The sequence below is a fragment of the Mesorhizobium sp. M0244 genome (assembly GCF_040321795.1).
Taxonomy (GTDB): Bacteria; Pseudomonadota; Alphaproteobacteria; order Rhizobiales; family Rhizobiaceae; genus Mesorhizobium.
In genome coordinates this window covers 1-25114 of the sequence record NZ_JAMYSE010000092.1, presented here as the reverse complement: position 1 = coordinate 25114, position 25114 = coordinate 1, and the positions used below count along the sequence as shown (strand labels likewise).

General features: G+C 62.1%; 21 protein-coding genes, 1 tRNA gene and 3 pseudogenes. 12 read left to right on the top strand and 13 right to left on the bottom strand.

The window, feature by feature from the left end:
* Window positions 1-120, top strand: a pseudogene (locus NKJ08_RS31990) (IS481 family transposase); the annotation flags it as partial.
* 255 nt (window positions 121-375) lie between these two features.
* A complete protein-coding gene (locus NKJ08_RS31985; protein ID WP_352532790.1) occupies window positions 376-873 on the top strand; it encodes a helix-turn-helix transcriptional regulator in 498 nt (165 codons plus the stop codon).
* 67 nt (window positions 874-940) lie between these two features.
* Here NKJ08_RS31985 and NKJ08_RS31980 read toward each other — a convergent pair whose 3' ends face one another.
* Window positions 941-1498 carry a hypothetical protein gene (locus NKJ08_RS31980; RefSeq protein ID WP_352785056.1) on the bottom strand — a complete coding sequence of 186 codons (558 nt, stop codon included), beginning with the start codon at window positions 1496-1498 and terminating at the stop codon, window positions 941-943.
* A gap of 499 nt (window positions 1499-1997) precedes the next feature.
* Window positions 1998-2396, bottom strand: coding sequence for a DUF4336 domain-containing protein (locus NKJ08_RS31975; protein ID WP_352532030.1), 399 nt, complete (start codon window positions 2394-2396; stop codon window positions 1998-2000).
* Between the two features lie 333 nt (window positions 2397-2729).
* Here NKJ08_RS31975 and NKJ08_RS31970 point away from each other — a divergent pair, with 333 nt between their 5' ends.
* Both NKJ08_RS31970 and NKJ08_RS31965 read left to right on the top strand, forming a co-directional pair.
* Complete coding sequence (locus NKJ08_RS31970; RefSeq protein WP_352532000.1) at window positions 2730-2909, top strand: hypothetical protein; 180 nt, start codon at window positions 2730-2732, stop codon at window positions 2907-2909.
* Between the two features lie 150 nt (window positions 2910-3059).
* Window positions 3060-3224 (top strand): hypothetical protein, encoded by a 165-nt coding sequence (locus NKJ08_RS31965; RefSeq protein WP_352780078.1) that lies wholly within the window; start codon window positions 3060-3062, stop codon window positions 3222-3224.
* Between the two features lie 461 nt (window positions 3225-3685).
* Here NKJ08_RS31965 and NKJ08_RS31960 read toward each other — a convergent pair whose 3' ends face one another.
* The 9 genes and pseudogenes from NKJ08_RS31960 to fdnG all read right to left on the bottom strand — a co-directional run bounded on the left by NKJ08_RS31960 (window position 3686) and on the right by fdnG (window position 14181).
* Complete coding sequence (locus tag NKJ08_RS31960; protein WP_352532004.1) at window positions 3686-3994, bottom strand: hypothetical protein; 309 nt, start codon at window positions 3992-3994, stop codon at window positions 3686-3688.
* 162 nt (window positions 3995-4156) lie between these two features.
* Window positions 4157-4252: transfer RNA gene (locus NKJ08_RS31955), tRNA-Sec, on the bottom strand.
* 123 nt (window positions 4253-4375) lie between these two features.
* A pseudogene (selB, locus tag NKJ08_RS31950) lies at window positions 4376-6211 on the bottom strand (selenocysteine-specific translation elongation factor); the annotation flags it as partial.
* Window positions 6208-6996: a tetratricopeptide repeat protein gene (locus NKJ08_RS31945; RefSeq protein WP_352532006.1), complete on the bottom strand. Its 789-nt coding sequence runs from the start codon at window positions 6994-6996 to the stop codon at window positions 6208-6210. The gene NKJ08_RS31945 and the pseudogene selB, both read right to left, overlap by 4 nt.
* Window positions 6983-8404, bottom strand: a complete 1422-nt coding sequence (gene selA / locus NKJ08_RS31940) for an L-seryl-tRNA(Sec) selenium transferase (protein WP_352785052.1) — start codon at window positions 8402-8404, stop codon at window positions 6983-6985. The genes NKJ08_RS31945 and selA overlap by 14 nt, the downstream gene beginning before the upstream one ends.
* Window positions 8405-8411: 7 nt before the next feature.
* Entirely contained in the window at window positions 8412-9332 is a 921-nt protein-coding gene (gene fdhE, locus NKJ08_RS31935) for a formate dehydrogenase accessory protein FdhE (RefSeq protein WP_352532010.1), read from the bottom strand.
* Window positions 9333-9446: 114 nt separating this feature from the next.
* A complete protein-coding gene (locus NKJ08_RS31930; protein WP_352532012.1) occupies window positions 9447-10145 on the bottom strand; it encodes a formate dehydrogenase subunit gamma in 699 nt (232 codons plus the stop codon).
* Window positions 10132-11082: a formate dehydrogenase subunit beta gene (gene fdxH / locus NKJ08_RS31925; protein WP_352532014.1), complete on the bottom strand. Its 951-nt coding sequence runs from the start codon at window positions 11080-11082 to the stop codon at window positions 10132-10134. The genes NKJ08_RS31930 and fdxH overlap by 14 nt, the downstream gene beginning before the upstream one ends.
* 12 nt (window positions 11083-11094) lie before the next feature.
* Complete coding sequence (fdnG, locus tag NKJ08_RS31920) at window positions 11095-14181, bottom strand: formate dehydrogenase-N subunit alpha (protein WP_352532016.1); 3087 nt, start codon at window positions 14179-14181, stop codon at window positions 11095-11097.
* A 479-nt stretch (window positions 14182-14660) separates the two neighbouring features.
* Between fdnG and selD the strand changes: the two genes are divergently transcribed.
* Entirely contained in the window at window positions 14661-15737 is a 1077-nt protein-coding gene (gene selD, locus NKJ08_RS31915) for a selenide, water dikinase SelD (protein ID WP_352532018.1), read from the top strand.
* Here selD and NKJ08_RS31910 read toward each other — a convergent pair.
* Window positions 15688-16029: a hypothetical protein gene (locus NKJ08_RS31910; protein ID WP_352532020.1), complete on the bottom strand. Its 342-nt coding sequence runs from the start codon at window positions 16027-16029 to the stop codon at window positions 15688-15690. The two genes, selD and NKJ08_RS31910, sit on opposite strands and share 50 nt — an antisense overlap.
* Window positions 16030-16031: 2 nt before the next feature.
* Between NKJ08_RS31910 and NKJ08_RS31905 the strand changes: the two are divergent.
* The 4 genes and pseudogenes from NKJ08_RS31905 to NKJ08_RS31890 all read left to right on the top strand — a co-directional run.
* A pseudogene (locus NKJ08_RS31905) lies at window positions 16032-16163 on the top strand (Csu type fimbrial protein); the annotation flags it as partial.
* Complete coding sequence (locus NKJ08_RS31900) at window positions 16124-16480, top strand: DUF899 family protein (RefSeq protein WP_352780076.1); 357 nt, start codon at window positions 16124-16126, stop codon at window positions 16478-16480. The pseudogene NKJ08_RS31905 and the gene NKJ08_RS31900, both read left to right, overlap by 40 nt.
* Window positions 16474-16629 (top strand): hypothetical protein, encoded by a 156-nt coding sequence (locus NKJ08_RS31895; RefSeq protein ID WP_352532024.1) that lies wholly within the window; start codon window positions 16474-16476, stop codon window positions 16627-16629. The genes NKJ08_RS31900 and NKJ08_RS31895 overlap by 7 nt, the downstream gene beginning before the upstream one ends.
* Complete coding sequence (locus NKJ08_RS31890; protein ID WP_352780075.1) at window positions 16626-17222, top strand: hypothetical protein; 597 nt, start codon at window positions 16626-16628, stop codon at window positions 17220-17222. Before NKJ08_RS31895 ends, NKJ08_RS31890 begins: the two co-directional genes overlap by 4 nt.
* Window positions 17223-17528: 306 nt before the next feature.
* On the opposite strand, the gene NKJ08_RS31885 is transcribed toward NKJ08_RS31890, so the two are convergent.
* Complete coding sequence (locus NKJ08_RS31885; RefSeq protein WP_352532028.1) at window positions 17529-19694, bottom strand: adenylate/guanylate cyclase domain-containing protein; 2166 nt, start codon at window positions 19692-19694, stop codon at window positions 17529-17531.
* A gap of 776 nt (window positions 19695-20470) precedes the next feature.
* On the opposite strand from NKJ08_RS31885, the gene NKJ08_RS31880 reads away from it, so the two are divergent.
* The 3 genes from NKJ08_RS31880 to NKJ08_RS31870 all read left to right on the top strand — a co-directional run bounded on the left by NKJ08_RS31880 (window position 20471) and on the right by NKJ08_RS31870 (window position 25058).
* Window positions 20471-21574 (top strand): efflux RND transporter periplasmic adaptor subunit, encoded by a 1104-nt coding sequence (locus NKJ08_RS31880; RefSeq protein ID WP_352532628.1) that lies wholly within the window; start codon window positions 20471-20473, stop codon window positions 21572-21574.
* Complete coding sequence (locus NKJ08_RS31875) at window positions 21571-24774, top strand: efflux RND transporter permease subunit (protein WP_352532624.1); 3204 nt, start codon at window positions 21571-21573, stop codon at window positions 24772-24774. The genes NKJ08_RS31880 and NKJ08_RS31875 overlap by 4 nt, the downstream gene beginning before the upstream one ends.
* 95 nt (window positions 24775-24869) lie before the next feature.
* On the top strand, window positions 24870-25058 hold the full coding sequence (locus NKJ08_RS31870; RefSeq protein ID WP_352785046.1) for a hypothetical protein: 189 nt from the start codon (window positions 24870-24872) through the stop codon (window positions 25056-25058).
* The last annotated feature ends 56 nt before the right edge of the window (window positions 25059-25114 follow it).

Sequence of the window (25114 nt, the reverse complement as noted above, 5' to 3'; positions counted from 1 at the left end):
CGCCGCCTCAAGACCCTCAAGGGTCTCACACCCTATGAGTTCATCTGCAAAATTTGGGCAAAAGAGCCCGAACGGTTCCGACTCGATCCCACCCACCAAACGCCGGGACTAAACACCTAGTCCCGCGCCAGCTCAAGGGCGTTATGAATGCAGGCTTCCGTTGGAAAGAGCCATGCAAGGCGAGCACAGCACGGCCCTGATGGTTGCTTATTGCGAGTAGCGGAAAGCGTTGTTCTCACTCCCCGCTTCTGGAAAATCGCTGTGCAAGAGAGTGCCGGGGCGTGCTTGGGTCAATCCCGTTTTGAATGTTTGATTGAGGTCGTCGCCCTGTCCGCGACTGGAAAAAGCAAGAAGGGAGAGGACGTGGCTAAGGATATGGACGCCTATAAAAACAAAATGGAACTGGTTGAGACGATCGATCCCGAGATCGACAAGCCTGTTTTCCGCCGGCCGGGGTTTGAAGGCATCAAAACCCTCGGCGAGATCGATGAAAGAATAGCTCAGTTCATCCGCAAGGCGCGCGAGGAGAAGGATCTGACGCGCGCCGAGCTCGCGCCCTTGCTTGGCCTTTCGATGCAGGTTTATGGCCGCTATGAGCGCGCATTCTCAAAAATGCACGTCACGCGCATGATCCACCTGTGCGAAATCCTCGGTTTCATGCCGATGGAAATGCTGTTCAGCGCTGCCCCGCATCTATGGGGCCGCACCCCGGAGGAAGCCCGCGACAGCATGGAACTCGCACAACAGGTCGTGTCTCTGCCGCACGGCACCAAGCGCGATCTGCTCGCCCTGGTCAAGAAAATGGTTGCGCTCGAACGGGCCGCAGACGGAGCGGCGGCGGAAACGCAGAGAGGCGAAGAAGGACGTCTTTAGACGCCTCGCGCTGCGGTGAATGGCGCGGGGCGCGAGCATCACCGCGACGCATTAACAAGGCCACACCTCAAGCATCGACCTTCTTCAGCTCCGAGAGCCGCACAAGGCCGTTCTGGCTGCGGAATGTCAGTGTCGCATCCGTACTTTGCGCCTGGGCGATCCCCGAAATAACATGATCGCCGGTGTCGTATATCGTGCGCCGGCCGGCATCCTCGATGACCAGTCGCCGCGAGTCGGGATAGATCGCATAGCGCAAATGGTTCTGCGATCCAGTCGATGAGGGTGTGCCGAGTCCTCTCGGCCAACTTTCCGGTACCTGCTGCTGTGATCTATAGCTCACTTCGGCCGGTTTATTATGGGCAACCTCAGGATTCTCCCGAAGATAAGCTACTAGATCCGTGGCCACAGCGTTCAGCTTCGCCCTTAGCGCATCGTTGAACATGTCGCCGACCATTGTCATGCCTGATGACCACTGCGACATGCCGCCGAATTCAGCATGGCTGAACTGCGCCATGGAACCGCCGCCCGAGCGCAGGGCACGCAGCACGGTTTCAACAGCGTCCCTTGACAGCCCGTGCCGCGCCGCCATCCGCGCGATCAATGCCGTTTCTTTGAGATCAGCCACCGTACTGCCTCCTCCTTTCGCCATTTAACACTGCGACGGGGACATCGTTCCACATGCCCTAACCTCCGAGCACGCCAAGGGGCAATTACAGCCCTTGCCAACGGGCCAACGTGTGTAGGCCGACATCTTTCCGCCTTTGCTCTGGATGGCCACGACGAGGTACTCTGGGCGATCAGGATATGTGCAACGAGCACCTACCCCGGAGCGGTCGTTAAAGCGATCAAGGCGAGCGGCCGTAGCCGACCCGAAATGGACATTTGGCCTCCCAAAGCCACTGCGTCACCAAGCCGACTTTCCGAATATTCTACGGACAATCTCGTCTTCATTCGCATCAAAGCAGCGGCCGTGACTGAGAATCACCCGCCGCGGTTGCCACGACTGGAGTTTGCTTATTACTGCCTGTGCTTTCCGCCGATGCAGGAGAATTGGCAGCCGCATGCCAAAGGTCCGCCCGTGCGGGTGAGCCATCCGAGTCAGCTTGGCCACCGTGCGCCAAGGCTCATCGATCATGTCCAATTCGAGATTGATGATCGTGTCTGTAAGAATCAGCGTCTTTGAAGCTGGGTGGAAGAATATGAACTCTTTGAAGTAGCCACCGGGAAACAGTGTCTGGTCCCATGTCCCGCCGCCACTCCTCAGGCGGATCGGCTTCCAAATCTCGTGCGAACGTCACATCCGCGTGCCGTGCGCGTGCTCTTTGCCGGACCCTAGGTGATGCCCATGTTGTTGCCTCAGGGAAAGCCTTCGACCACTCACCGATATGAGCGTAGTGAAACTGGTTGGGTGACACGAGGTGGCGAATTCTGCCCAAGTCCCGTAACTCTTCGGCCACCGTCGAAGCAAACTTAATGGGCGAATGAAGGAACAGATCGCCGTTCGACAGGCGCACCACCGTCATCCGAGTGGTGAATGGCAGCGGAAGTTTTGTTCCTGCTACCGTCAAATACTCAAACGGACCGTCAACGATGCCAATATCGGGTCCCTGAGGTTTATAGACGTTCACCGGCTCGTAAAGGGACGCACTCACAGCCCAATCCACTTCATCAGCTCGACCGCAAGGCGAAGATCATCTGATTGTTGCATTGGCGATGCAAATGCGTCTGGCGGAAGTCCGCTTCCCACAGCCTCTACGACGTTGCCGCCATGCAGCGGTAATGACCGTTTGGGTCAGAGGCGTGAATTTGACGACATCACGATTTCAAACAGCGCGAACGAAAGTGGGAAGCTGAAAATGGTTGGCGGAATTGCCGGTCTGGAGCTTCGAGGCGAGATCACGCGCATGGACGAGGAAGGCGGCAAGGTGACAATCGACCTTGGAACGCTTGTGACGGTCGATATGGACAAGGTCAGGCTAGTCGAGAAGTACCGGCCGCCGAAGCGCAAGAGAACCCTGCGTGACATGGTGGACTAGCATTGCAAAAACCGGCCGGAACCGCTGCGTAGGCTTGAGAGCAAGGGGCAGGCAGCGGGGCTTTAGGCCGGGCTCCTTCATTTATTCGGCGCATGCGTAGGCCCATTGGGGAGAGGAGACTGAAAGGGGGCAGGCAACGTGGAGGAAATGATGAAGAAGATGACAACCACAATTCTCGCAATTGCCCTCACGCTAACCACGGGCAGCACTGTTGCACTGGCGGCCAATCTAAACGACACCAATGGCGGTCACGGTGCACCGTGGCAATACGCGTTGGGACGAGGTTTACCTCATGCGGACCCAACTGATGAATGAGCACCTTGATTGCTCCTGCCCTTATCAAGAGCCGTGATGAAGCCTCGGAGCGGAACAACGCCCAGACGTGGTGGGGCCTTTCGCTTCGTCGCAGTTCTGCACCAGCATTGGTGGGGTGACACCCATGCCCTTCCATCGAGTCGCGCGCTCCGCGGGCCGCCTGCTGATTGCTCTTGTCTTCTTGCGCGCCGTTCCTGGCGCCGAGCGCCTTTCGTTCTGTGACATATCCCCTGGCTTGAGAGCGCGCGCGATCTCTAGGTAGTCGGTCAAATTGTCAATCTCGACGCCATAAGGCTCGAATATGGCTCCTATGTCATGGGAGTGAACGCCTTCCGGCGTCCGCGCCCAAAGCAGCTGGTTGCGGCGGTGACCGAGGCGCCGGTTACCGCATCGTGTCGTCGGTAATAAAGCGACGTTGCGCTCTCTGCTTTCACATCCGGGTATGCCGAAAAGTCCGTCGGTCAAAAGTCGACCAGCGGCGTGTCCACGATCTGGTGCTCGAACAGCAGCCAGAACGGCGATCCCCGGGATTCGGAGTACCAATGCTCAAAAATCGCAAGGGCCTCGCCGACATTGGTGGCGGGTTCGTCCTCGGGCAGCTTCGCAGCCTGGAACAACGCAAGCGCAACGGGGCCAAAATGCGTGATCGCTTCCGTGCGCGCCTCGCTGTCCGCATTCCAGCCGAGCCGCAAGCGCAGGACGGCCAAAGCGCTGGCCACGGCGATCTCCTCACTTTCGGCTGAGGCCACGGCGTCCGAGATCGCCTGCATGAGGTTGAGCCGCCTGAAGGCGAAAGCGCGCTCCTGTTCCAGAACCGCGATCTGATTGGCCGCTTGTCGCCTGAAGCTTGCCTCGGTTGTCCTGGCGGTCTCAGCCGTCGTTTTCAGGTCATTCAGAAAGGAAGCCGTCGGGTTCATCTTGGCTCACTAGGATGGCGGAAGAGAGTGGGAGTCGAACCCACCAGAGACCGACTCGCGGCCCCTCCCGGATTTGAAGTCCGGACGCCCCACCGGGGACGATGCTCCTCCAGAAATTTGCGCCATCGGCGGCTCACCCTCGCCTGTCAGGCGGAACAGGTCCAGCCTGCGCCTGTTCAGACGGCGCAAGTCTCCCCGCCGCAGCGTCACGCCGTGCCGATCGAGAAATTCGAGGATATGGATGGCGACCTTGCGTCCGCTGCCCACGCGATCGCGAAATTGAGCAGCGGTGAACTGCTCTGTGGGCATCGACGCAGCGAGGTCGCGCGCGATCTCCACGATCTGCGCCAACGCCTCGCGCTGGAAGAAGTGGTCATGAGCGACCTCATGGACCTTCCCCATGCGGCCGGCAAGCTTCAGAAGCCGCCGGATTTCCGTCTCCGGCGCGGCCAGCACCTCGGCAATATCCCACACTCTCGGCGGATGGGACCGTTCGGGTCCGCCGATGAGAGGCTGGATTTGCAGCCAGAGAGTTTCATCCTTTGCCGTCAGGTGCGCCTCATGACCGGGCAGCCGCACCCAGGCGCCGTCCAAGGCAACTTCTCCAGCGTGCGAAAGGCTCCGCAGAACTGCCGTGAAAGCGGGAGCCGGCAGACGTGGATCAAGCCCAATACGCAGTCTCTCCATTCCTACGCCCGGCAAATCAGGATTGTCGGCATGGAAGGTCTCCAGGGTCGCGGCCAAGTCGCGCTTGAATCGCAACCAGCGCTCCGGCGACAGCACGAGAAGCATTTCTCCCACGGCAAAACGGACAAGCCCGAGTTGATCGATCAGGCCTTCCGTCTCGCAGTCACTAAGCGCCCTGTCGCGCGCGAAAGCCTTCAGGTCGAAATAGTGGGGCGGCGCATCAAGGAGTGCGGCGGCGGCCAGTTCGGGCGCCAATAGCGCATGGGCATCGAGTTGGATCAGCCGTTCCGGCGCGCGGCGTTTGCGGCTGGGCGCCCGCAGATCGAGAAAATGTCCGCCGCCGATGGTTCGCTGCGCGGAGGTGTCGCGCACCACGTAAACGTCGCCGGCAGCGGCCGCGATCGGACTGTCCAGCACCAATTGAACATTGGCCGTGCCGCCAGGCCCGATCGGTTCGTCTCCGAGGAGTACGATGCGTGCCCCGACGTCCGTCGCGGCATGGTGGAGCCGCACCGGAAACCATTGGCCGATCGGCTTGCGTTCATCCGGCAGAACGCGAAGGCTTGCATCGATCCGGTCCGACGGCGCGTGAAGCTTCGGATCGACAATCACGTCGCCGCGCCGGATCGCCTCCTTGAAAACCCTTTCGCCGGTCAGATTGAGCGCGCAGCGGTCTCCCGCCCGACCACGTTCAGCCGGCCGGTTCTGGGCGTGGATCGATCGAACCCGCGCAAGCAATCCCGACGGGCTTACGACCACGTTGTCCCCAATACCGAGAGAACCCGAAAGCACGGTGCCCGTCACGACGGTGCCCACGCCGCGCAGCGTGAACGAGCGGTCCACCGCTAATCGAAAACGGCCCGAAACTGCACGCCGGGCAAGATGCGACGCCTCCTCGAACAAGAGATACCTGAGTTCATCGATACCTTCGCCTGTAACGACCGAGACGGGAATCAGGCGGGCCTCGGCAAGCATCGTCCCGGCAAGCACCGAGCGGATATCGCTCGCCACCGCAGTGCGATGCTCGGGACCGGCCAGATCGCATTTCGTAAGCAGGACGGCGCCGCGCTTGACACCGAGCAGATCGACGATGGCGAGATGCTCCCGGGTTTGCGGCATGACGCCGTCATCGGCGGCCACCACGAGCAACACGAAGTCGATGCCGCTGGCGCCGGCGAGCATCGTGTGTACGAAACGCTCGTGCCCGGGAACATCGACGAAACCGATGCTATCCCCACCCGGCACTGGCAAATAGGCGAAGCCGAGATCGATGGTCATGCCGCGTGTCTTTTCCTCCTGCAAACGATCGGTGTTTATGCCGGTCAGCGCATGCACCAGCGCAGTTTTGCCATGATCGACATGTCCCGCCGTGCCGACGATCATGATGCGGTCTCCGGCAACGGCGCGGCGGCGCGACGCTCGGCCTCGGCGGCATCGCCCGCGCTCAATTCGGCCCGCACCGCAGCCAGATAGCGGCGGGCAAGGGCGCTGCCGCCTGCCTCGGCACGCAGGAGCCAAACCAGCGCCTCGACCGCGTCAGCCGGCACGCCCGTGCCAAGATGGCAGGCGGCGCCGAGCATTGCCTGCCCTTCGGCGTCTCCTCGCATGGCAGCACGGCGCCACCAGCGGACAGCCTCGTCCGGATCGCGCGGCACGCCGAGCGCATTGTGATAAAGCATGCCGATCCGGGTCATCGCGGATGCGATGCCCTGATCGGCCGCGGCAAGCGCCCAGCGTCGCGCCTCGCCGACATCGGGAGCCATCACTTCGCCCTCCAGCAGCATCCAGCTCAGCATATCCTGCGCCGGTCCGTCGCCAGTTTCCGCTGCGGCCCGATAGAGCTCGGCCGCCCGGCGAAAGTCCTGCTGAACGCCTTCGCCGCGGAAATAGAGCGACGCCAGGTTCCTTTGCCCGACAGGATCCCCTGCCTCGGCGGCGAGCGCCAGCCAGCGAAGGGCCATATCCGCATCACGCTCGACGCCGAGCCCTTCGGCGAAGCAGGCGCCGATATTGTTCTGAGCGCGGGCAACGCCCCGGTGAGCCAGCGGCTCCCATATGGAGAGAGCCACGGCATGATCGCCTCGCCGCGCGGCTGCGAGGGCCTCGGTCATGCGTGCGGCCACAGGCGTCTCGGCTGGGCGGTGCGCAAGGCGGTCAAGCCAGTGCATCGGTTCCTCCTGGATTTAAGCCGGCTAGATTGGCGATGAAGTTCGCCTCGTCTTCCAGGCAGCGCAAATCGAGCACGAGCGCCTGGTTTTCGATGCGCCCGATCACGGGGACGCCCAGCCCACGCAGCGCAGCCGCAAGCGCGTCGAGCGCCCGGCCGCTCCCTGAGCGCGGCTTGAGAGCAAGCCCGGCGCTTGGCACAGTTTCGAGCGGCAGCGTGCCGGATCCGACTTGGCTCCGGCACTCCACCGTGTCGACCGCAAAGGCTTCGCCCACGACGTCAGCAACCAGGGGAGCAAGGCGCTTTGCCTGCGCTGCAATCTCCCTCACCGAGCGCGAGAGCAGCCTTAGCGTCGGCAGGCGCTCGGCCAGGCGGTCGGGGTCGCGGTAGAGCTTCAACGTCGCCTCGAGCGCGGCCAAACGAAGCTTGTCGACCCTGAGCGCCCGCTTCATCGGGTTGCGGCTGATCGCTGCGAGCAGGTCCCTGCGGCCGACGATGAAACCCGCCTGCGGACCGCCAAGCAGCTTGTCGCCGGAGAATGTGACGAGATCGGCGCCGTCGGCGACCGCCTCGCGCACGGTCGGCTCGCGCCCAAGGCCGTAGCGGGCTAGATCGACCAGCGTGCCCGAACCGAGATCATGGACCAGCGGTATCCCATGCGCGTTGGCGATTGAAGCGAGCTCGGGTGCCCGGATCTCGGCCGTGAATCCTTCGACCCGGTAGTTCGATGTGTGCACCTTGAGGATGAGCCCGGTCTCCGGGCCGATCGCCGCGACATAGTCTTTGCGATGCGTGCGGTTGGTGGTGCCGACCTCGACAAGCCTGGCGCCGGCGCGCCTCATGATCTCGGGCATCCGGAAAGAGCCGCCGATCTCGATCAACTCGCCTCGCGAAACGATCGCTTCGCGACCGAGCGCCAGCGTGTTGAGGACGAGAAGGACGGCAGCCGCGTTGTTGTTGACGACGGTTGCATCCTCGGCTCCGGTCAGCTCGCAAACGAGCGATCGAAGATGATCGTCCCGTTCGCCGCGCTCGCCTTTCTCGACATCGAATTCGAGAGCCACCGCTTCGCGCATCGCCAGCCGAACAGCCTCGACCGCCTCTTTCGCGAGGAGGGCTCGTCCGAGATTGGTATGCAGCACCGTTCCGGTCAGGTTGAAAACGGGGCGCAGGGAAGAGCGTTCGCCGTCCCTGAGCTGCACGAGCGCGTCGCCGGCAAGATCGTTTGCCTCCGGCACGACGGCTCCGGCATTGCGGGAGGCCATTCGTGCATCGGCGACGGCTCGGCGAATGGCCTCCGTCGCGGCCTGCCGTCCGAAGCGCTCGATTGCGGCCGCCGCCAGGGGGGTCCTCAGCACTTGGTCGACCGACGGAAGATTGCGCAAAGGGTTTGCGGATGAAGCGGTCATCGTATCCTCAATAGCCAACAAGGAACGGATTGAACGATCCGCGGCGATGGCCACCCTCGCGGACAAGCAGGTCGAGGCCGAGCGTCGCCACGTCGTCGGCGACCGGATCGAGAGCCGGATCCTCGTGCTGGTACAGGATCTTTACATAGCAGCCGCATGCATCGCAGGTCTCGGCCTTGACCGTGCCAGAGCCTCCCTCGATTTCCTGATAGCCTATCCCCTTGGTCGAGCCGCACAGCGTACATTTGATACGAACGTGGTTCCACAATGTTCCACACAGCGCGCAGACGCAGAACCGCGCCCCGTGTGCGCCGTGCCAACCGACGATGATCGAGCATACGGGCGGCCCACCGCAGGCCGGACAGGCGCCGTCGGCAACCGGAACCAGCTTCGAGCTGTCGAGACATACCGCGAGGCGGGCGAAGTGAACCTGCAGCGCGGCCGCGACATAGACATGCTCGGCAAGCGCGTTCATTGGGATCGCATCGGTGAGCACATTGCGCACCATGGAGTCGACCCCGGACGCATCGATATTCGCCAGCCTGTCCAAGGCGGCTGCGGCCGCCTCGGGTTTTTCGATCGTGGCTGCCACTTCGAACAGGCGGCCGAGCGTCATTCCAAGGGCGGCATCCGACGTGAATTGGTTGCGATCGAGCGGCGGCATACCGAAGGTTCGTGCGCGCTCGCGCGCCTCCGCGGTCGGCAATTCGACATCCGGCAAGCCGTCCTGGATGCGGTGCTGCGCATCCGTCAGTGCAGCGAGGAAGCGGAGATAGGGGCCGAGCTGGTGGTCATCCGCCAACACATTCAATCGCTCGGAGCGGCGAATGAACAAGGTCCGCAGATCAGGCAGCCGCGCAAAGGGTGGGGCCGAGACCTCGCCGATTATAGTCGGGTCAGGGCGTGACGGATCTTGTTGCCTTGGCATTTCAACCTCACGAACCTCACGGGCCACGTGGTCGGCTTGATACTGCTCCAGAGCAATTCCACGAAAAGTGTATAACGGTTTTCCGTCCCGAATTGCGTAAAAACAAATACCCGCTCATTCGGCGGGATTCGATCCCGAACGTCCGTCCGGTTTGCCTGCGATCAGTTCACGCAGCCATTTGCGATGATGCCGCCAAGCCCAGCCGCCGGTCACCCGTCCGCGCGTCATGGCGGGAATGGTGCCGCGTACCCAGATGGCCGAGTAGAAATGGATAATCCAGACGCCGATGATCGCCACGGCAGCGATCGAATGAACAAGCAGCGCCACCCGCTGCTGGCCGATCGTGGTGTAAGCGGCGAAATATTGTTGCCAGATGACGATGCCGCTCGAAATCAGGATGATGATGAGGATCGACATTGACCAGAAGACGAGCTTCTGGCCGGCATTGTACTTGCCGACTTCGGGGACGTTGTCCTCGTGATTGGACAATACGTCACGGAAACGTGCGAGCCACGTTCCGTCCTCGGGCCTCCACAAATTGGCCTTCCAGAACCGAAGGAAAAGCCCAAGGAAGCTGAAGAAGAGCAAGACGCCGATCCATGGGTGAATGAAGCGCGTGAACTGGCCGCCGCCAAACAGCCCCGACAGGAAGAACAGGCTCGGGTGAAACATGGCAAGGCCGGACAAGGCGAGCAGGATCAGGCTGGCCGCCGTGATCCAATGGTTGATCCGTGCGCCCACCGTGTAGCGGTCCACGATGACTGGCTTGCCGGGATGTACCTGCTCGTTCGGCTTCACGTCATACGCGGCCATCGTTGTTGCCTTCCGTCAGCTCTTGGGCATGCTCCTCATCCGTCTCGGAGACCCTGTTCGGTCCCATGACCAGATGGTGAACCAGGCCGACGCCAGCCGCCACGCCGAGAATGGTGAGGCCGGCATATTTGGTCACGCCCTTCCACGCCTCCACGAGCGGACTGATCTTCGGCTCCTTCGGCAGACCCGAATAGAGCTCCGGCTGGTCGGCATGGTGCAGCACATACATCACATGCGTCCCTCCGACGCCGGGCGGATCGTAGAGGCCGGCATTCGAATAGCCGCGCGATTTCAGGTCCTTGATGCGGCCGTCGGCGTGCTGTTTCATCTCGTCTTTCGTGCCGAACACGATCGCCTGGGTCGGGCAGGCCTTGGCGCAGGCTGGTCCCTGGCCGACAGCCACGCGGTCGGAGCAGAGCGTGCATTTGTAGGCCGTGTGATCGACTTTGGAGATGCGCGGAATGTTGAACGGGCAACCCTTGATGCAATAGCCGCAGCCGATGCAGTTCTCATGGACGAAATCGACGATGCCGTTCGAATACTGCACTATGGCGCCTGGTGCCGGACAAGCCTTGAGGCAGCCCGGGTCAGCGCAGTGCATACAGCCATCCTTGCGGATCAGCCATTCGAGTTCGTTCGTCTCGGGATTGTCCCATTCGCTGTAGCGCATCAGCGTGAACATGTCCGGCGTCAGATCGGCAGGATTCTCATAGACGCCGGCATTGAAGCCGATCTCCGGATGCGTGTCGTTCCACTCGATGCAGGCCGTCTGGCATGCCTTGCAGCCGATGCATTTCGAAACATCGATGAGCTTGGCGACTTCCGTTAATTGCTGCTCGGGCGCGGGAACCGTCGAGGCAGAGCGGCGGATGAGGTCCTTGTCGGAAAAACGCGGTGCGGTATCCGTCGTCGAAGGATTTGGAAGTGGAGGAAACATCGCTTACTCCTCCTACGCTACCGGCCCGGTGATGGGCTCGATGTTGACAAGGAACGCCTTGTATTCCGGCGTCTCGATGTTGGCGTCGCCGACAAAGGGGGTGAGCATGTTCGGGCCAAAGCCTTTCTTCGCCGCTCCCGTGAAGCCCCAGTGCAGCGGTATTCCGACGATGTGGACGGTCTTGCCATCGCAGGTGAGCGGCCTGATCCGCTTGGTCACCATGGCCTTCGCCACAACGGAACCGCGCTTCGACCAGACGCGCACCCAGCCGCCTTTGGTGATGCCCTTCTCGGCCGCAAGCTGTTCCGAAATTTCCACGAAAAACTCCGGCTGCATCACCGCATTGGTGATGACGTGCTTGGTCCAGAAGTGGAAATGCTCGGTCAGTCGGTAGGAGGTCGCCGCGTAGGGGAACTCCTGCGAAGCCGATTCGGCGAACTGGGCCATATCGCCTTCGAACACCCGCGCTGCGGGGTTGCCGCGGACTTTGGGAGCTATCGGGTTCGCGATGGGCGACTCGAATGGCTCGTAATGCGCCGGGAATGGTCCGTCGCGCATCATGCCCCGGGTAAAGAGGCGCGAGACGCCTTCCGGATTCATGATGAACGGGCCTACTTGATCGGGCTTTGCCATTGGCAAGATGTCGGGGACATCGTAGCCCGACCATTTCGTGCCGTCCCATTCAATCACCTTGCGGCTTGGATCCCAAGCCTTTCCGGTGAGGTCAGCCGACGCCCTGTTGTAGAGAATGCGGCGGTTGGCGGGCCATGAGAACGCCCATTTGGAATAGGCGCCGGTTTCGTCAGGATCGGTGGTGTCCCGCCTGGCCATGTTGTTGCCGTTTTCGTTGAAGCAGCCGGAATAGATCCAGCAGCCGCAGGAGGTGGAGCCGTCGTCGCGCAGCGCGGCGAAGCCCGGCAAGAGCTTTCCGGCCTCGGCCAGCACTTTTGTCGGGTCGGCCGTGTCGGTTACCCTGGCGAGCGCCCTACCATTGATCTCCTGGGCAAGCTCCTCGGCCTTCGGATCGCCGGGATCGGCATAAGGCCAGTTGAGCTTAACGATCGAATCGGCGAAGGCGCCGCCTTCCTTGGTGTAGAGCTCCTTCAGGCGCAGATAGAGCTGCGCCATAATCCAGGTATCGCGTTTGGCCTCGCCGGGGGGCGTGCCGCCGGCCCAATGCCACTGCAGCCAGCGCCCCGAATTGACCAGCGAGCCGTCGTCCTCGGCGAAGCAGGTGGAGGGAAGCTGGTAGACTTCCGTCTGAATCTGCGACGGATCGACATCGTTGTACGGCCCGTGGTTCTCCCAGAACCGGCCCGTCTCCGTGTCCAACGGATCCATGATGACGAGGTATTTGAGCTTCGAGAGGGACTCGATCACCTTCTTCTTGTTCGGAGCTGCCTGTAGCGGGTTGAAGCCCTGGCAGAAATAGCCGTTCATCTTGCCCTGGTGCATCAGCTCGAAAGCCCGCAGCAGATCGTAGCCCGGCAGGTCGAGCTTCGGCAGGTAGTCATAGGCGAAGCCGTTCTCCGGCGTTGCCGCATTGCCCCACATTGACTTTTGGAAGCTTACGAAGAACTTCCTGTAGTTCTGCCAATAGCTCATCTGGTTCGGCCGGAGCGGCTTGAAGCCTCGGGTCGACATGTAGGCTGCCAGATCGACCTCCTTCTCAGTCGGCAGCGTCAGATAACCGGGCAGCAGGTTCGACATCAGCCCGAGGTCGGTCAGCCCCTGGATGTTGGAGTGACCGCGAAGTGCGTTCATGCCGCCGCCGCGTATACCGATATTGCCGAGAATAAGCTGCAGCATCGCCATGGCGCGGATGTTCTGCGAGCCCTTCGAGTGCTGGGTCCAGCCGAGCGCGTACATCGAGGTCATCGCCTTGGTCGGAGACGACGTCTCGGCGACCATCGCGGCCACCTTCAGGAACCGGTCCTTCGGTGTGCCGCAGATGCGCTCGACCATCTCCGGCGTGTAGACCGCGACATGCTTCTTGAGCAGATTCCAGACGCAGCGGGGATTGGCCAATGTCGCGTCGACAACGGCAAAGCCGTCCGTGCCTATGTCATAGTCCCAACTGGACTTGTCATAGTCTCGCTTCGCCTCGTTATAGCCGGAGAAGAGGCCGTCCTGATAGGTGAAGCCCTCCTTGACGACATATGTCGCGTTGGTGAAGGCCTTCAGATAGTCCCATTGCACCTTATCGTTCTGGATGCAGTAGTTGATCAGCCCGAGCAGGAAGGCGATGTCCGTTCCCTGGCGGATCGGCGCGTAAAGATCCGACACCGAAGCCGAGCGCGTAAAGCGCGGGTCGATGACGATGAGCTTGGCGCCGCGGTTGGCCTTCGCCTCTGTGACCCATTTGAAGCCGCAAGGATGCGCTTCCGCGGCATTGCCGCCCATGATGACGACGAGATCCGTGTTCTTGATGTCGGTCCAGGAATTGGTCATTGCGCCGCGGCCGAATGTTGGGGCGAGACTCGCCACCGTCGGGCCGTGTCAGACACGTGCCTGGTTGTCGAACACCAGCATGCCCGCGCTGCGGACCACCTTGTAGGTCGCGAACGCGGTTTCATTGGTCGAAGCCGAGGCGGCGAGGAAGCCGGTGGTGATCCACCGGTTGACCGTCACGCCGTCATTGTTCGTCGCGACGAAGTTCTTGTCGCGATCGTCCTTCATCAGGCGGGCGATGCGGCCGAGTGCGTCTTCCCAGCTTATCGGCTCGAACTTGTCCGAGCCCGGTTTGCGGATCATCGGATGTTGCAGACGGGTCGGCGACTTGACAAATCCGAGCAGGGCCGACCCTTTGGGGCACAAGGTGCCGCGATTGGTCGGATGATCAGTGTCACCCTCGATATGCGTGATCTCGGCCGGCTCGCCCTTTCTGAGATCGCCCTTCGAATACAAGATTATGCCGCAAGCCACCGAGCAGTATGGACAGGTGTTGCGTGTTTCGGTGGTGTTCGCGAGCTTGAAGGGCCGTATGGCCGCCGCGTGTGCGGCCTCGCTATCGCCGAAGCCGAGGGCTCCAAGCGTAGTACCGGCGAGACCCGCGCCTGCTGTTTGCAGGAACGCGCGTCGAGAAAGATCGATGTTCATGGGTTCCTCCCGAAGCCGATGCCCCACAAGGCAACTCGAACAAACGGTTCAATCCGAGTAACTAGTCTCGGACCAAATAAAATCAATGCTAAAGAAGGAGGTGCGTACGGTGCAGCAAAAGTGCCCCTCCGAACCGCCTTCCTGCAACAGGTTTGTGCCCGCAAATCGGCATTGTGTATTATTGTTGAATATTCTTGTCATCTTTTCGTGACCGCGACGGCGATTGACGAAAACGAACGCATTACCATACAGTAAAGCGTGGCGATGAAACAGCTCCCGCGGGTCGGGGCGCCTTTCGATCGATACCCAATGACGGCGATGCCTCGCACGCCGGATACGGTGCTTGCCTTTCCTAACTTAACGAAATCCGCTGAGAGCAAGCGTGCTCCAAACGCGCCGTGCGTTGGCGCGATCGTATTTTCCATTCCGGTTGACCTTGATCCCTACTAAAGCGTGCCAGCAGAGGAGGCTCGACGACTATGGCAATCGCCCTCTCGCCCGAAATCACCGAAGCGCCCGTTGTGCGCCTGACCAGCCTCGCCCATGGCGGCGGTTGCGGCTGCAAGCTGGCACCGTCAGTGCTGCAGCAGCTTCTCGCCAATCCGGCGGCTGCCAGTCCCTATCATCAGCTTCTCGTCGGCACGGAGACCGGCGACGATGCGGCAGTCTGGCAGCTCGACGGCGCGACTTGCGTCATTGCGACCACCGACTTCTTCATGCCTATGGTAGATGACCCCTACGATTTCGGCCGGATTGCCGCAACCAACGCCCTGTCCGATATCTATGCGATGGGTGGCCGGCCGATCATGGCGTTGGCTATACTCGGCATGCCTCTCGACAAGATCCCGACGCTCATGGTCCGCGAAATCCTGAAAGGTGGCGAAGCTGTCTGCGCCGACGCCGGAATCCCGGTTGCCGGCGGCCACTCAATCGACTCGCCGGAGCCGATTTACGGCCTCGCAGTCATCGGCACATGCCGACCCGAGGATATCCGACGCAATTCTGACACCAGGCCGGGTGACGCCTTGATCCTGACGAAAGGGCTCGGCGTCGGCATCTATTCCGCCGCCATCAAGAAGCAGGCGCTTTCCGAGAGCGGCTATCGCGAAATGATCGCCTCCACCACCCTTCTCAACCGGATCGGATCGGAGCTGGCGCAGGACGCGAGCGTCCACGCCGTCACCGACGTGACCGGATTTGGCTTGCTCGGACATGGCCTCGAGATGGCACGCGGTGCCGGGTGCACGCTGATAATTTGCAGCCACGACGTGCCGCTCTTTTCCGAAGCTGCCTCGCTCGCGGTCGACGGCCACGTCACCGGCGCATCGCGGCGCAATTGGGCGAGCTATGGCGACGCGGTAAGCTTACCTCCCGGCATGCCCGAGTGGCGACGCCATCTTCTCACGGATCCACAGACTTCGGGCGGGTTGCTGGTTGCTTGCGAGACCGACCGCGCAGCGGCGCTGGTCGAGAGGATCGTCGCGGACGGCTATCCTTCGGCTCGCATCATCGGCCATGCCAGGCCCGGCGCGCCGACAATAGTAGTAGAGGCCTGAACGGCCGCTCCGCTTCCCGCCAGATGACGGGGCGCGCCCTCCAGTTCGCGGCACTCCACCTCTTGCCGCCACTGGATCGGCAGGCAAAGACGCCGCCTGCCCTGTCCACGCTGGATTGGCGGCGAACGCTGCGGACTGTTTTGGTGACCGGATGATCCGAGCGAGCCTGAGTTCGCCAGATCATGACTGGGCGCCAGGCACGAGCTTGAAACATCAGCTCCTCTATCCGGAGAATCTCGTTCCACTTGGCCATGCGTTCGGAACGCGTGATCGAACCAATTTTTCCCGACAAGTATCGCAGCGCTTGCTGCGATTGTGCTGGCTGGACAGGCGTTTGCCGCCATGGCGACCGGCAACATGACCGTGCGCATCACGATCCAAGCTGAATGCAAAGTTCAGACTGTCAGCGATCTGGATTTCGGGAGTGGCAGGCCGCCCGCAAGGAACTGCTGGCGGCCGAGCAGGAGCTGGCGGCGCACGAACAGCGCGTCACCAAGCAGCGGCGGGAGTTGCCCTGGGTTCCGGTCGAGAAGCACTACGCCTTCGCCACCGACGACGGGCCGAAGTCCTTGCCGGAGCTGTTCGATGACCGCTCGCAGCTCCTCATCTATCACCTGATGTTCGCGGAGGACTGGAAGACGGCGTGCCCGGGCTGCGCCTCGGTCGGCGATGGGCTGGGCGGCATGGTCACGCACGTGAACGACCGCGACGTGACGCTCATCGCGATGTCGCGGGCGTGCTGAAGACGTTCATCTACTCGGAGCGACAGAAGGAACTCGCCGGAACGGACGGGCAGACGACCTTCAGCGAGGTCTACGGCAAGAAGGCCCGGATCGTGGTCATCCTGTACCGAACCGAATGGGGCAAACCCGCTGGACCGGGGTTGAGATGAACGCCATCCGGACGAGGGCCTTCGAGCATGGCTTCGACTTCACCGTGTTTATCCCGACCGAGTCGAAGCCATCGACGCCTGCTTGGCTCCCGCCGACTCGACTTTACGTCGGCCTGGATAGATGGGGCGTCGAGGGAGCGGCTGCCGTCATCGAGCAGCGGGTGATCGACGCAGGCGGGATCTCGAGGCCAGAAACGATGCTAGAGAGGGCCGCGCGGCTCAAGCGGGCAACGGATCTGAAGACTGCCCAGCAGCAGTTCGAACGCTCCCACGAAGGCACTGCCAAGGCCAATGCCGCCTACGAGGAGTTCACCGAAGCACTCAAGGCCGGAACTGAGGTGGTTCGTGGCTCAGGCGTGAACGTCGAGTACAAGACCTCACAACACTATCGCATTGTCAGCTGCTACCCGGTCAACCTGATCTGCAGCTGGTACCCGCACTACATGAACTCGATCGAAGACATCGATCTCCACGCCACGTTCTACAAGGGCTTCCCGGAGCTGCCGGGGTTCTACGCGTCGTTCAACAAGGCCGTACAGTTACGAAGCCTGAAGTTCCGCTACGGCCTCGTTCGCACGGACTATAGCGCCTAGTGTCAAAGGAAACCCCTGCCAAGGAGTTTTCGCCGGAACAGCTTGCCGATCACCTGCTGTCCCAACTCATGGACGTTGCTGACCGAACTTCGAGGGACTGATCACCGCACCTTCAGCTTCGACTTCGCCCGGTTCACGACGCAGAGCCGGAACGGTCGCACGGCGAGGACGACCGGGAGAGTTGGGGCCGATAACTGTCCGTCTGCTTTTGGGCGGGCTGATCGCGAACGCAGACACATCACCTGGCGCCAAGCTTGCGCCCTCGAGTTCCATGCTTGTGTACTTCGCGTATCTTCCGATCGGTACTTATTTGACGGTCGAAAACTCAAAACGATCGAAACGGAAGACTGCCGTATACTCGTTGCGTCGCTCCGGCGTCCCGGCAGGATTGCGGAAGATCGCGCCGCAGGTTGTCTGATCTTTCGGAATGGCGTCGCACAGGAAGTTCTGCTGCACCCAACTGGTTTCTTTATCTATCCATGCGCCTCCCCCGCGCAGGTCACGACCGAGGATGAGCCACCTGATCTCCGAACCGGTAAGCCGGTCCTTCGCATCCAGATCGACCTCTTCCGGCAACTCCGGCAAACCGGCCTTGTCCAGGCCGTCCAGCAGACGCCCGATGTCAGCCGGGTTCTTGAACACAAAATACCTCTGCGTGACCAGCTGGTTTGCCCCTCCATCCTTTCGTTCCAACATGACGTTCCTTAGCCTGTCACTATAGGCCGCGACCTGGTCACTGCGCCCGAGATGTGCGTAGGCCGAAACCAACACCTGCAGGCCATAGAATTTCGGCCATGGATCAGGCGATTGGAGATCGATCCTTTCAAGGTAGTCGACAGCTTCCTCGAAACGACCCTGGCCAAATTCAGCCAGCCCAGCCTGGTAGTGCCGATGGTCATTGCCGCCTGGGTCGACACGGTTGGCCGCGACGAGATAGTCGCGCGCCTCGTTCGGCCTGCCATTGAAATTCAGGGCTTCTGCCAGCCCGACATAGTTCAGGGGATCGCTCGGGTCGAGCGCCACTGCCTTGAACATAACCGCGACTGCCTCGTCGGACCGATGCTCGCGAACCAGCAAACTGGCGACGAGCTGATAGTAGGACGGCGAAGGATGCTTGGCCGCCTCCCCCAGGGACTTGTAGACGTTGTACAGCGCACTGGTATCCGAAACGGCTAAAGCTTTGACCCGCGGCCCGTCCATGTCCCAATAGGCCCACGCGAGCGAGGCTGCCGCTGCGCCGAAATCCGGATCGAGTTCCAGCGCCTGCTGGAAAAACCTCACCGCCTGCGCAAACTCGTCTGGAGTATTGCGACGATTGTAGATTTCCATGCCCTGGAGGTAAGCTTCGTAGGCTGCAGGATTGCGCGTGCCGCCCGTGACATCTGCCTTGCCTTGGACGCTCACGAGACGGAGCTTGAGCGCGCCTGCGATGCTGACGACGACCTTGTCCTGCAGCGCAAACACATCCGTCCACTGGCCGTCGAAACGTTCTGCCCAGAGATGACCGGTGGTCGAGCCGTCGATCAATTGCGCGTTGATACGCATGTCGTCGCCGACCCGACGTATCGAGCCCTCCAGAATGTACCGGACACCAAGCGCTGCGGCGACCTCAGCGGGTTTGGTCTCCTTGTCCTTGTAGGTGGAAGCCGCGTTTCGCGATACGACGAACAGGCCGGGCACGCGTGCAAGTTCTGTGGTCAGGTCCTCGGTGAAACCGTCAGCCAGATAACCTTGCGCCTTGTCGTCGCTGAGATTGTCAAATGGAAGCACGACGAGGGATGGCCGGGTGTCGGCTTTCGCATTGGCCGTCAGAGCGGCGGGCCGAAGCGGTGGCTCCCACGGTCGCCACCACGCTGCTGCAAGGCCGACTGCGACAACAAGGACCCCAATAGCGACGGCCAGAATGCGCCTGAAACGTGGGTGTCGATTGACAGCCATGGGCTTTCCCGCCACCGCGGGATCGAGCAGCACCCGGTACGCCTGCACCGGTTCGGCGATGTTCTTCAGCTTCTGTTGGCCCATCGGCTCAAAGCCGAAAGCCAACTTCTTCTCAACCTCTTTTGCGACCTTTGCCGAGACACAGATGCCGCCAGGTTCCGCTAGTTGTTGGAGCCTGGCAGCGACGTTGACGCCCTCGCCATATCGGTCCTCGCCCTCCACAATCACCTCGCCGAGATTGATCCCGATCCTGACGCGAATCCGATGATCCTCGGAAACGGCGGCGTTGCATTCCGCCAGGGCGTGCTGCAACGACACGGCACATTCGACCGCGTCCACGACGCTGCCGAATTCGGCCAGCAGTCCATCGCCCATCAGCTTGAAGATGTGGCCGTGCTGGCGGGCAATCTCAGGCTCGAACAGTTCCTTGCGTCGAGCACGAAGGCGCTCGAACGTGCCGGCCTCGTCGCGTTCCATCTGAGCGGAATAGCCCACAACATCGGCAGCGAGAATGGCGGAAAGCTTACGGTCCATCGATCTGGCCTGTCCCCCGTGGAGTATAGACCTGGTCTCACCTAAATGAAACGACCGACCTCTCCAGCGTCCGTCGCCGGTGTCTCGGGATCATCCTCAAAGCTATGGGATGCATATTCTCCAAGTACCGTAGTGAGGGGATACGCGGTTGCGAATGGTCCCTCGCGTGAGAACCGTGTCTCGCTACATCCCCGCGCCGTCGCCATGGCCTGGTGTCCGCTATGCGGCGACATTTAGTTCGAAGGGGTTTGGTGGCAGTATTGAAAGCGGAGAGAACGGTCTCCCGCTACCACCCTCAAAGTCCAAACAATTCTCCGGTCCCCTCACGGCGGCCTGAAGCCCAGGGTCTGAAGTGACAATACCCCGACCATTGTGGGCCGATAGCGGAATGGCGGCTTTAACGTTTGAAGAAGCATTGCGGACGTTCAGCCCGACGGGACCAAGGTCTGCTCCCGGGTCTAGCCGCCCCGTCTCAATGGCGTCCCGGGCCGCCCGGTGGATCTGCGTCGCCAGTGGCGGGTGGCGAGGCAGCCACAGGGTGGACATTTCAGCCCACATGGAAAATGATCATGTTGCCATGCACAACACTGTAGTGCCCTGATCTCGACGAGAAGCCTGAGCGTAGAAGCGGATCAACCGACCTCCGGGTCCAGCGAGCGAGGACGCAAATGGACACCCCAGAGAATGGGCAATTGCATCGCGACGCGGGCGGGCGACCCCGTCGATCGGCCGGCTGGCTTGCCCGCGCCGCCGTGTCGGCGACATTCCTGCTCGGCATGGCTTTCAGCACTGCGTTTGCGCAGGACCAGCAGCTACCCGTGGTGACGGCGGCCAAGCCGGTGGTCCGTGAAATCGTCGAAGACGACGAGTTCGTCGGGCGCTTCGAAGCCGTCGACCAGGTCGCCATCCGCTCGCGCGTCAGCGGCTATCTGGACAAGGTCAGCTTCCAGGACGGCGCACTGGTCAACAAGGGCGACCTGCTCTTCACCATCGACCAGCGTCCGTACCAGGCGGCTTATGATGCCGCCAAATCGCAAGTGGACGTCGCCAAGAGTCTGCTCGGATTCTCCACGATGCAGCTGGATCGCGCCGACGAACTCGCCAAGACCGGCAATATCTCAACCGCGACGCTCGACGACCGCCGGCGGGAATACCTTTCGGCGCAGGCGCAGATGCAGGGCGCGACGGCTGCGCTGACGACGGCCAGCCTGAACATGGAATTCACCGAGATCAAGGCGCCCTTGTCCGGCCGCATCGACCGCCGGCTGGTGTCGGTCGGCAACCTCGTGCAGCCGGATTCCACCTTGCTGACGACCATCGTTACGCGCGATCCGATCGACTTCTATTTCGACGTCGATGAGCGCCTGTATTTCAGCTATGCCCGCGACGCGAAGGAGCGCGGCGGCAGCATGCAGGAAGGCGCCGGCGGGCTCGAGGTGGTGGTTCGCGTCGCCGACCGCGCGGAGGCGGTATTCAAAGGCAAGCTCGATTTTGCCGAGAACCGGATCGACAACGCGACCGGCACCATGCGGGTGCGTGCAAGGTTTCCCAACGCCGACGGCATTCTCCAGCCAGGCATGTTCGGGCGCATCAACGTGCCGGGGTCGCTGCCGCATAGCGGCGTGCTGGTGCCCGACGAGGCGATCGGCGCCGATCAGGATCGCCGCATCGTGTTCCTGGTGGATGAGGCCGGGATGGTGTCGGCGAAGCCCGTGCGCACCGGCCCGCTTCTCGACGGCTACCGGGTGATCCGCCAGGGCCTGACCGGCGACGAGACGATCATCGTCAACGGGCTGATGCACGCCAGGCCCGGCACGAAGGTGAAGGTCGAGATGGTGACGTTGCCGCCCAAGGCCGAGACCGCCGAGTTGCAGCAATGAGGTTCGCACATTTCTTCGTCGACCGTCCGATCTTCGCATCGGTCGTTTCGATCGTCCTGCTGATCCTCGGCGGGATTGCTTATACCCAGCTGCCGGTCGCGCAATATCCCGAGATCGCGCCGCCGACCATCGTCGTTCGCGCGCAGTATCCGGGCGCCGACGCCGAGACGGTCGCAGCGACGGTGGCAACGCCGATCGAGCAGGAGATCAACGGCGTCGAGGGCATGCTCTACATGTCGTCCTATTCGTCGGGCGACGGGGCGATGGCGCTGACCATCACCTTCAAGCTGGGCACCGATCTCGACCAGGCGCAGGTGCTGGTGCAGAACCGCGTGTCGGTCGCCGAGCCGCGCCTGCCCGAAGATGTCCGCCGCCTCGGCATCACCACCACCAAGAGCTCGCCCGACCTGATGATGGTCGTGCACATGCTGTCGCCCGACAACACCTACGACCAGCTCTACGTCTCGAACTACGCCCGCTCGCGGGTGCGCGACATACTGCTCAGACTAGACGGCGTCGGCGACCTCATCATCTTCGGCGAACGCGAATATTCGCTGCGCATCTGGCTCGATCCGGAAAAACTGTCCGCCCTGGGGATGACCTCGGGCGATGTGGTGCAGGCGCTGCGTGACCAGAACGTCCAGGTGTCGGGCGGCTCGATCGGCGCGCCGCCGACCAGCACCGGCACGGCGTTCCAGTACACGGTCACCACGCAAGGCCGCTTCAACGACGCACGCGACTTCCGATACGTGATCGTCAAATCGACCGACGACGGCCGCCTGATCTCGCTGCAGGACGTGGCGCGCATCGAGCTCGGCGCCAAGGATTACGTCACCAACTCCTATCTCAACGGCAAACCGGCGGTGGCGCTCGCCATCTTCCAGCGGCCGGGCACCAATGCGCTCGCCGCAGCCGCGGAGATCCAGGACAAGATGAAGGAGCTTTCCCGCGACTTCCCGAAGGGGTTGAGCTACGACATCGTCTACAATCCGACCGAGTTCGTCGCCGAGTCGATCCAGGAGGTCTACAAGACGATCCTCGAGGCGATGCTGCTGGTCATCATCGTCATCATCGTCTTCCTGCAATCGTGGCGCATGGCGATCGTGCCGATCGTGGCGATCCCCGTGTCGCTGATCGGCACGCTGGCGGTGCTTTACGCCGCCGGCTTCTCGCTCAACATGCTGACGCTGTTCGGCCTAGTTCTGGCGATCGGCATCGTCGTCGACGATGCGATCGTCGTGGTCGAAAACGTCGAGCGCAATATCGCCAGAGGGCTGGCGCCCAATCCGGCGTCGCACCTGACCATGGACGAAGTCGGAACGGCCGTCATCGCGATCTCGCTGGTGCTGATAGCCGTGTTCGTACCGACAGCCTTCATCCCCGGCATTTCTGGGCAGTTCTATCTGCAGTTTGCGATCACCATCGCGGTGTCGACGGCGATCTCGGCATTCAATTCGCTGACGCTTTCGCCGGCGCTGGCCGCACTGCTGTTCAAGCCGCATCACGCCGCGGCGGCGCCGCCGCGCTTTTTCCTGGCGCGGTTCGGACGGGCGCTCGCCGACGGCTTCAATCGCGGCTTCGAGAGGGTCGCCCATTGGTATTCGAGCATCATCCGCGTGCTGGTCGGCTCGTGGATAACGATCGCCGCCATGCTGGCCGTTTTCGCGGCCCTCATCTACGCCACGGTCTACATGGTGCAGGCGGTGCCGCGCGGTTTCATTCCGTCTCTTGACCAGGGCTATGCGATCGTCGTCGTCCAGTTGCCGGACGGCGCTTCGCTGTCGAGGACCGATGCCGTCATCCAGCAGGCGTCGCAGATCATCCAGAAAACGCCAGGCGTCGACTACGCAGTCGCCTTCGCCGGCTTCTCCGGCGCGACCTTCACCAACGCCAGCAACGCGGGCGTGATCTTCGCCAGGTTCAAGCCGTTTGACGAGCGACTGAAAGCCGGCCAGTCGGCGACCCAGGTCATCGGCAATCTGTTCGGCAGCCTGCAAAGCATCAAGGAAGCCTTCATTATCGCACTGCCGCCGCCGCCGATCCGCGGCGTCGGCAATGCCGGCGGCTTCAAGCTGCAGATCCAGGAGCGCAACAGCGCCGACATGCGGCAGATCCTGGCGCTTGCCTACGAAATCGCCGGCAAGGCCAACAAGACGCCGGGGCTGACGGGCGTGTTCACCACCTTCTCCGCGTCGAGCCCGCAATTCTTCCTGGCGATCGATCGCGACAAGGCGCGCATCCTGAACGTGCCGATCCCCAACATCTTCGAGACGCTGTCGATCAATTTGGGCACCGCCTACGTCAACGACTTCAACGCTTTCGGGCGCGTCTACCAGGTGCGGGCGCAGGCCGACCAGGCGTTCCGTCTCGATCGCGCCGACATCTTGAAACTGAAGGTGCGCTCGGCGACCGGCGCGCTGGTTCCGCTCGGCACGTTGGTCGAGATCCGCGACGTCACCGGCCCGGCGCTGGTCCAGCGCTACAACATGTACGTTTCGGTGCCGCTGCAGGGCAACGCCGCGCCCGGTGTTTCCACGGGCGACGCGCTGGCATTGATGGAAGGGATCACGGCAAAGACGCTGCCGGCCGGTACCTCCTATGAATGGACCGAGCTCGCCTATCAGGAGCGCAACACCGGCAATGCCGCTGTCTATATCTTCGGACTGTCGGTGCTGTTCGTGTTCCTGGCGCTGGCGGCGCAATATGAAAGCTGGGTGCTGCCGTTCGCCATTGTGCTGGTGGTGCCGCTCGGCGTGCTCGCGGCGTTGCTCGGCGTGTCGTTCCGAGGGCTGGACAACAACATCCTCGTGCAGATCGGCCTCATCGTGCTAATCGGGCTTGCCGCCAAGAACGCGATCCTGATCGTCGAATTCGCGCGGCAGGCGCAGGAACGCGGGCTGTCGGCCGCCGAGGCTGCCGTCGAAGCCTGCCGGCTCAGGCTGCGGCCGATCCTGATGACCGCCTTCTCGTTCATCCTCGGCGTCGTGCCGCTGATGATCGCAACGGGTCCGGGCGCAGAAATGCGCCAGTCGCTCGGCACCGCGGTATTCTCCGGCATGCTCGGCGTCACCTTCGTCGGCCTGTTCCTGACGCCGGTGTTCTACGTCACGCTCAGGTCGCTGTTTTCACGGCGCAAGCCCCGTGCCGAGGCCGAGCCTTCGGGGCCGGCAGAGGCGCCATCGGAGACGGCCGCCGAGTAGGGTTACGAATTCGCCGCGTCGGGCGCGGCTTATCACTCCAGAAAATCGGCGCGGCGCGGCAACGGCCACGATCTGCGCGACCTCGGCGTCGAGGTGTGGCGGAGACCCTGCTCGGTCTGATCCAGCCCAACAGCCGCATCCAGTTCAGCGAGACGATGCCGGGCGGCGAGGCCAATGCGATCTTCTATCTGGTCGACCAGGCGGGGCTTGAGGGCGCAACCGCGACCTCCGGAGTCCTCGCTTGCGATGTCTTCTGTGGATGGCTCCCGCGATGCAAGAGGTAATTCGACATTATGGCGCGTTGGTCGGGTGCAGTCTTCTGTCCGGCCTGTTGATGCAG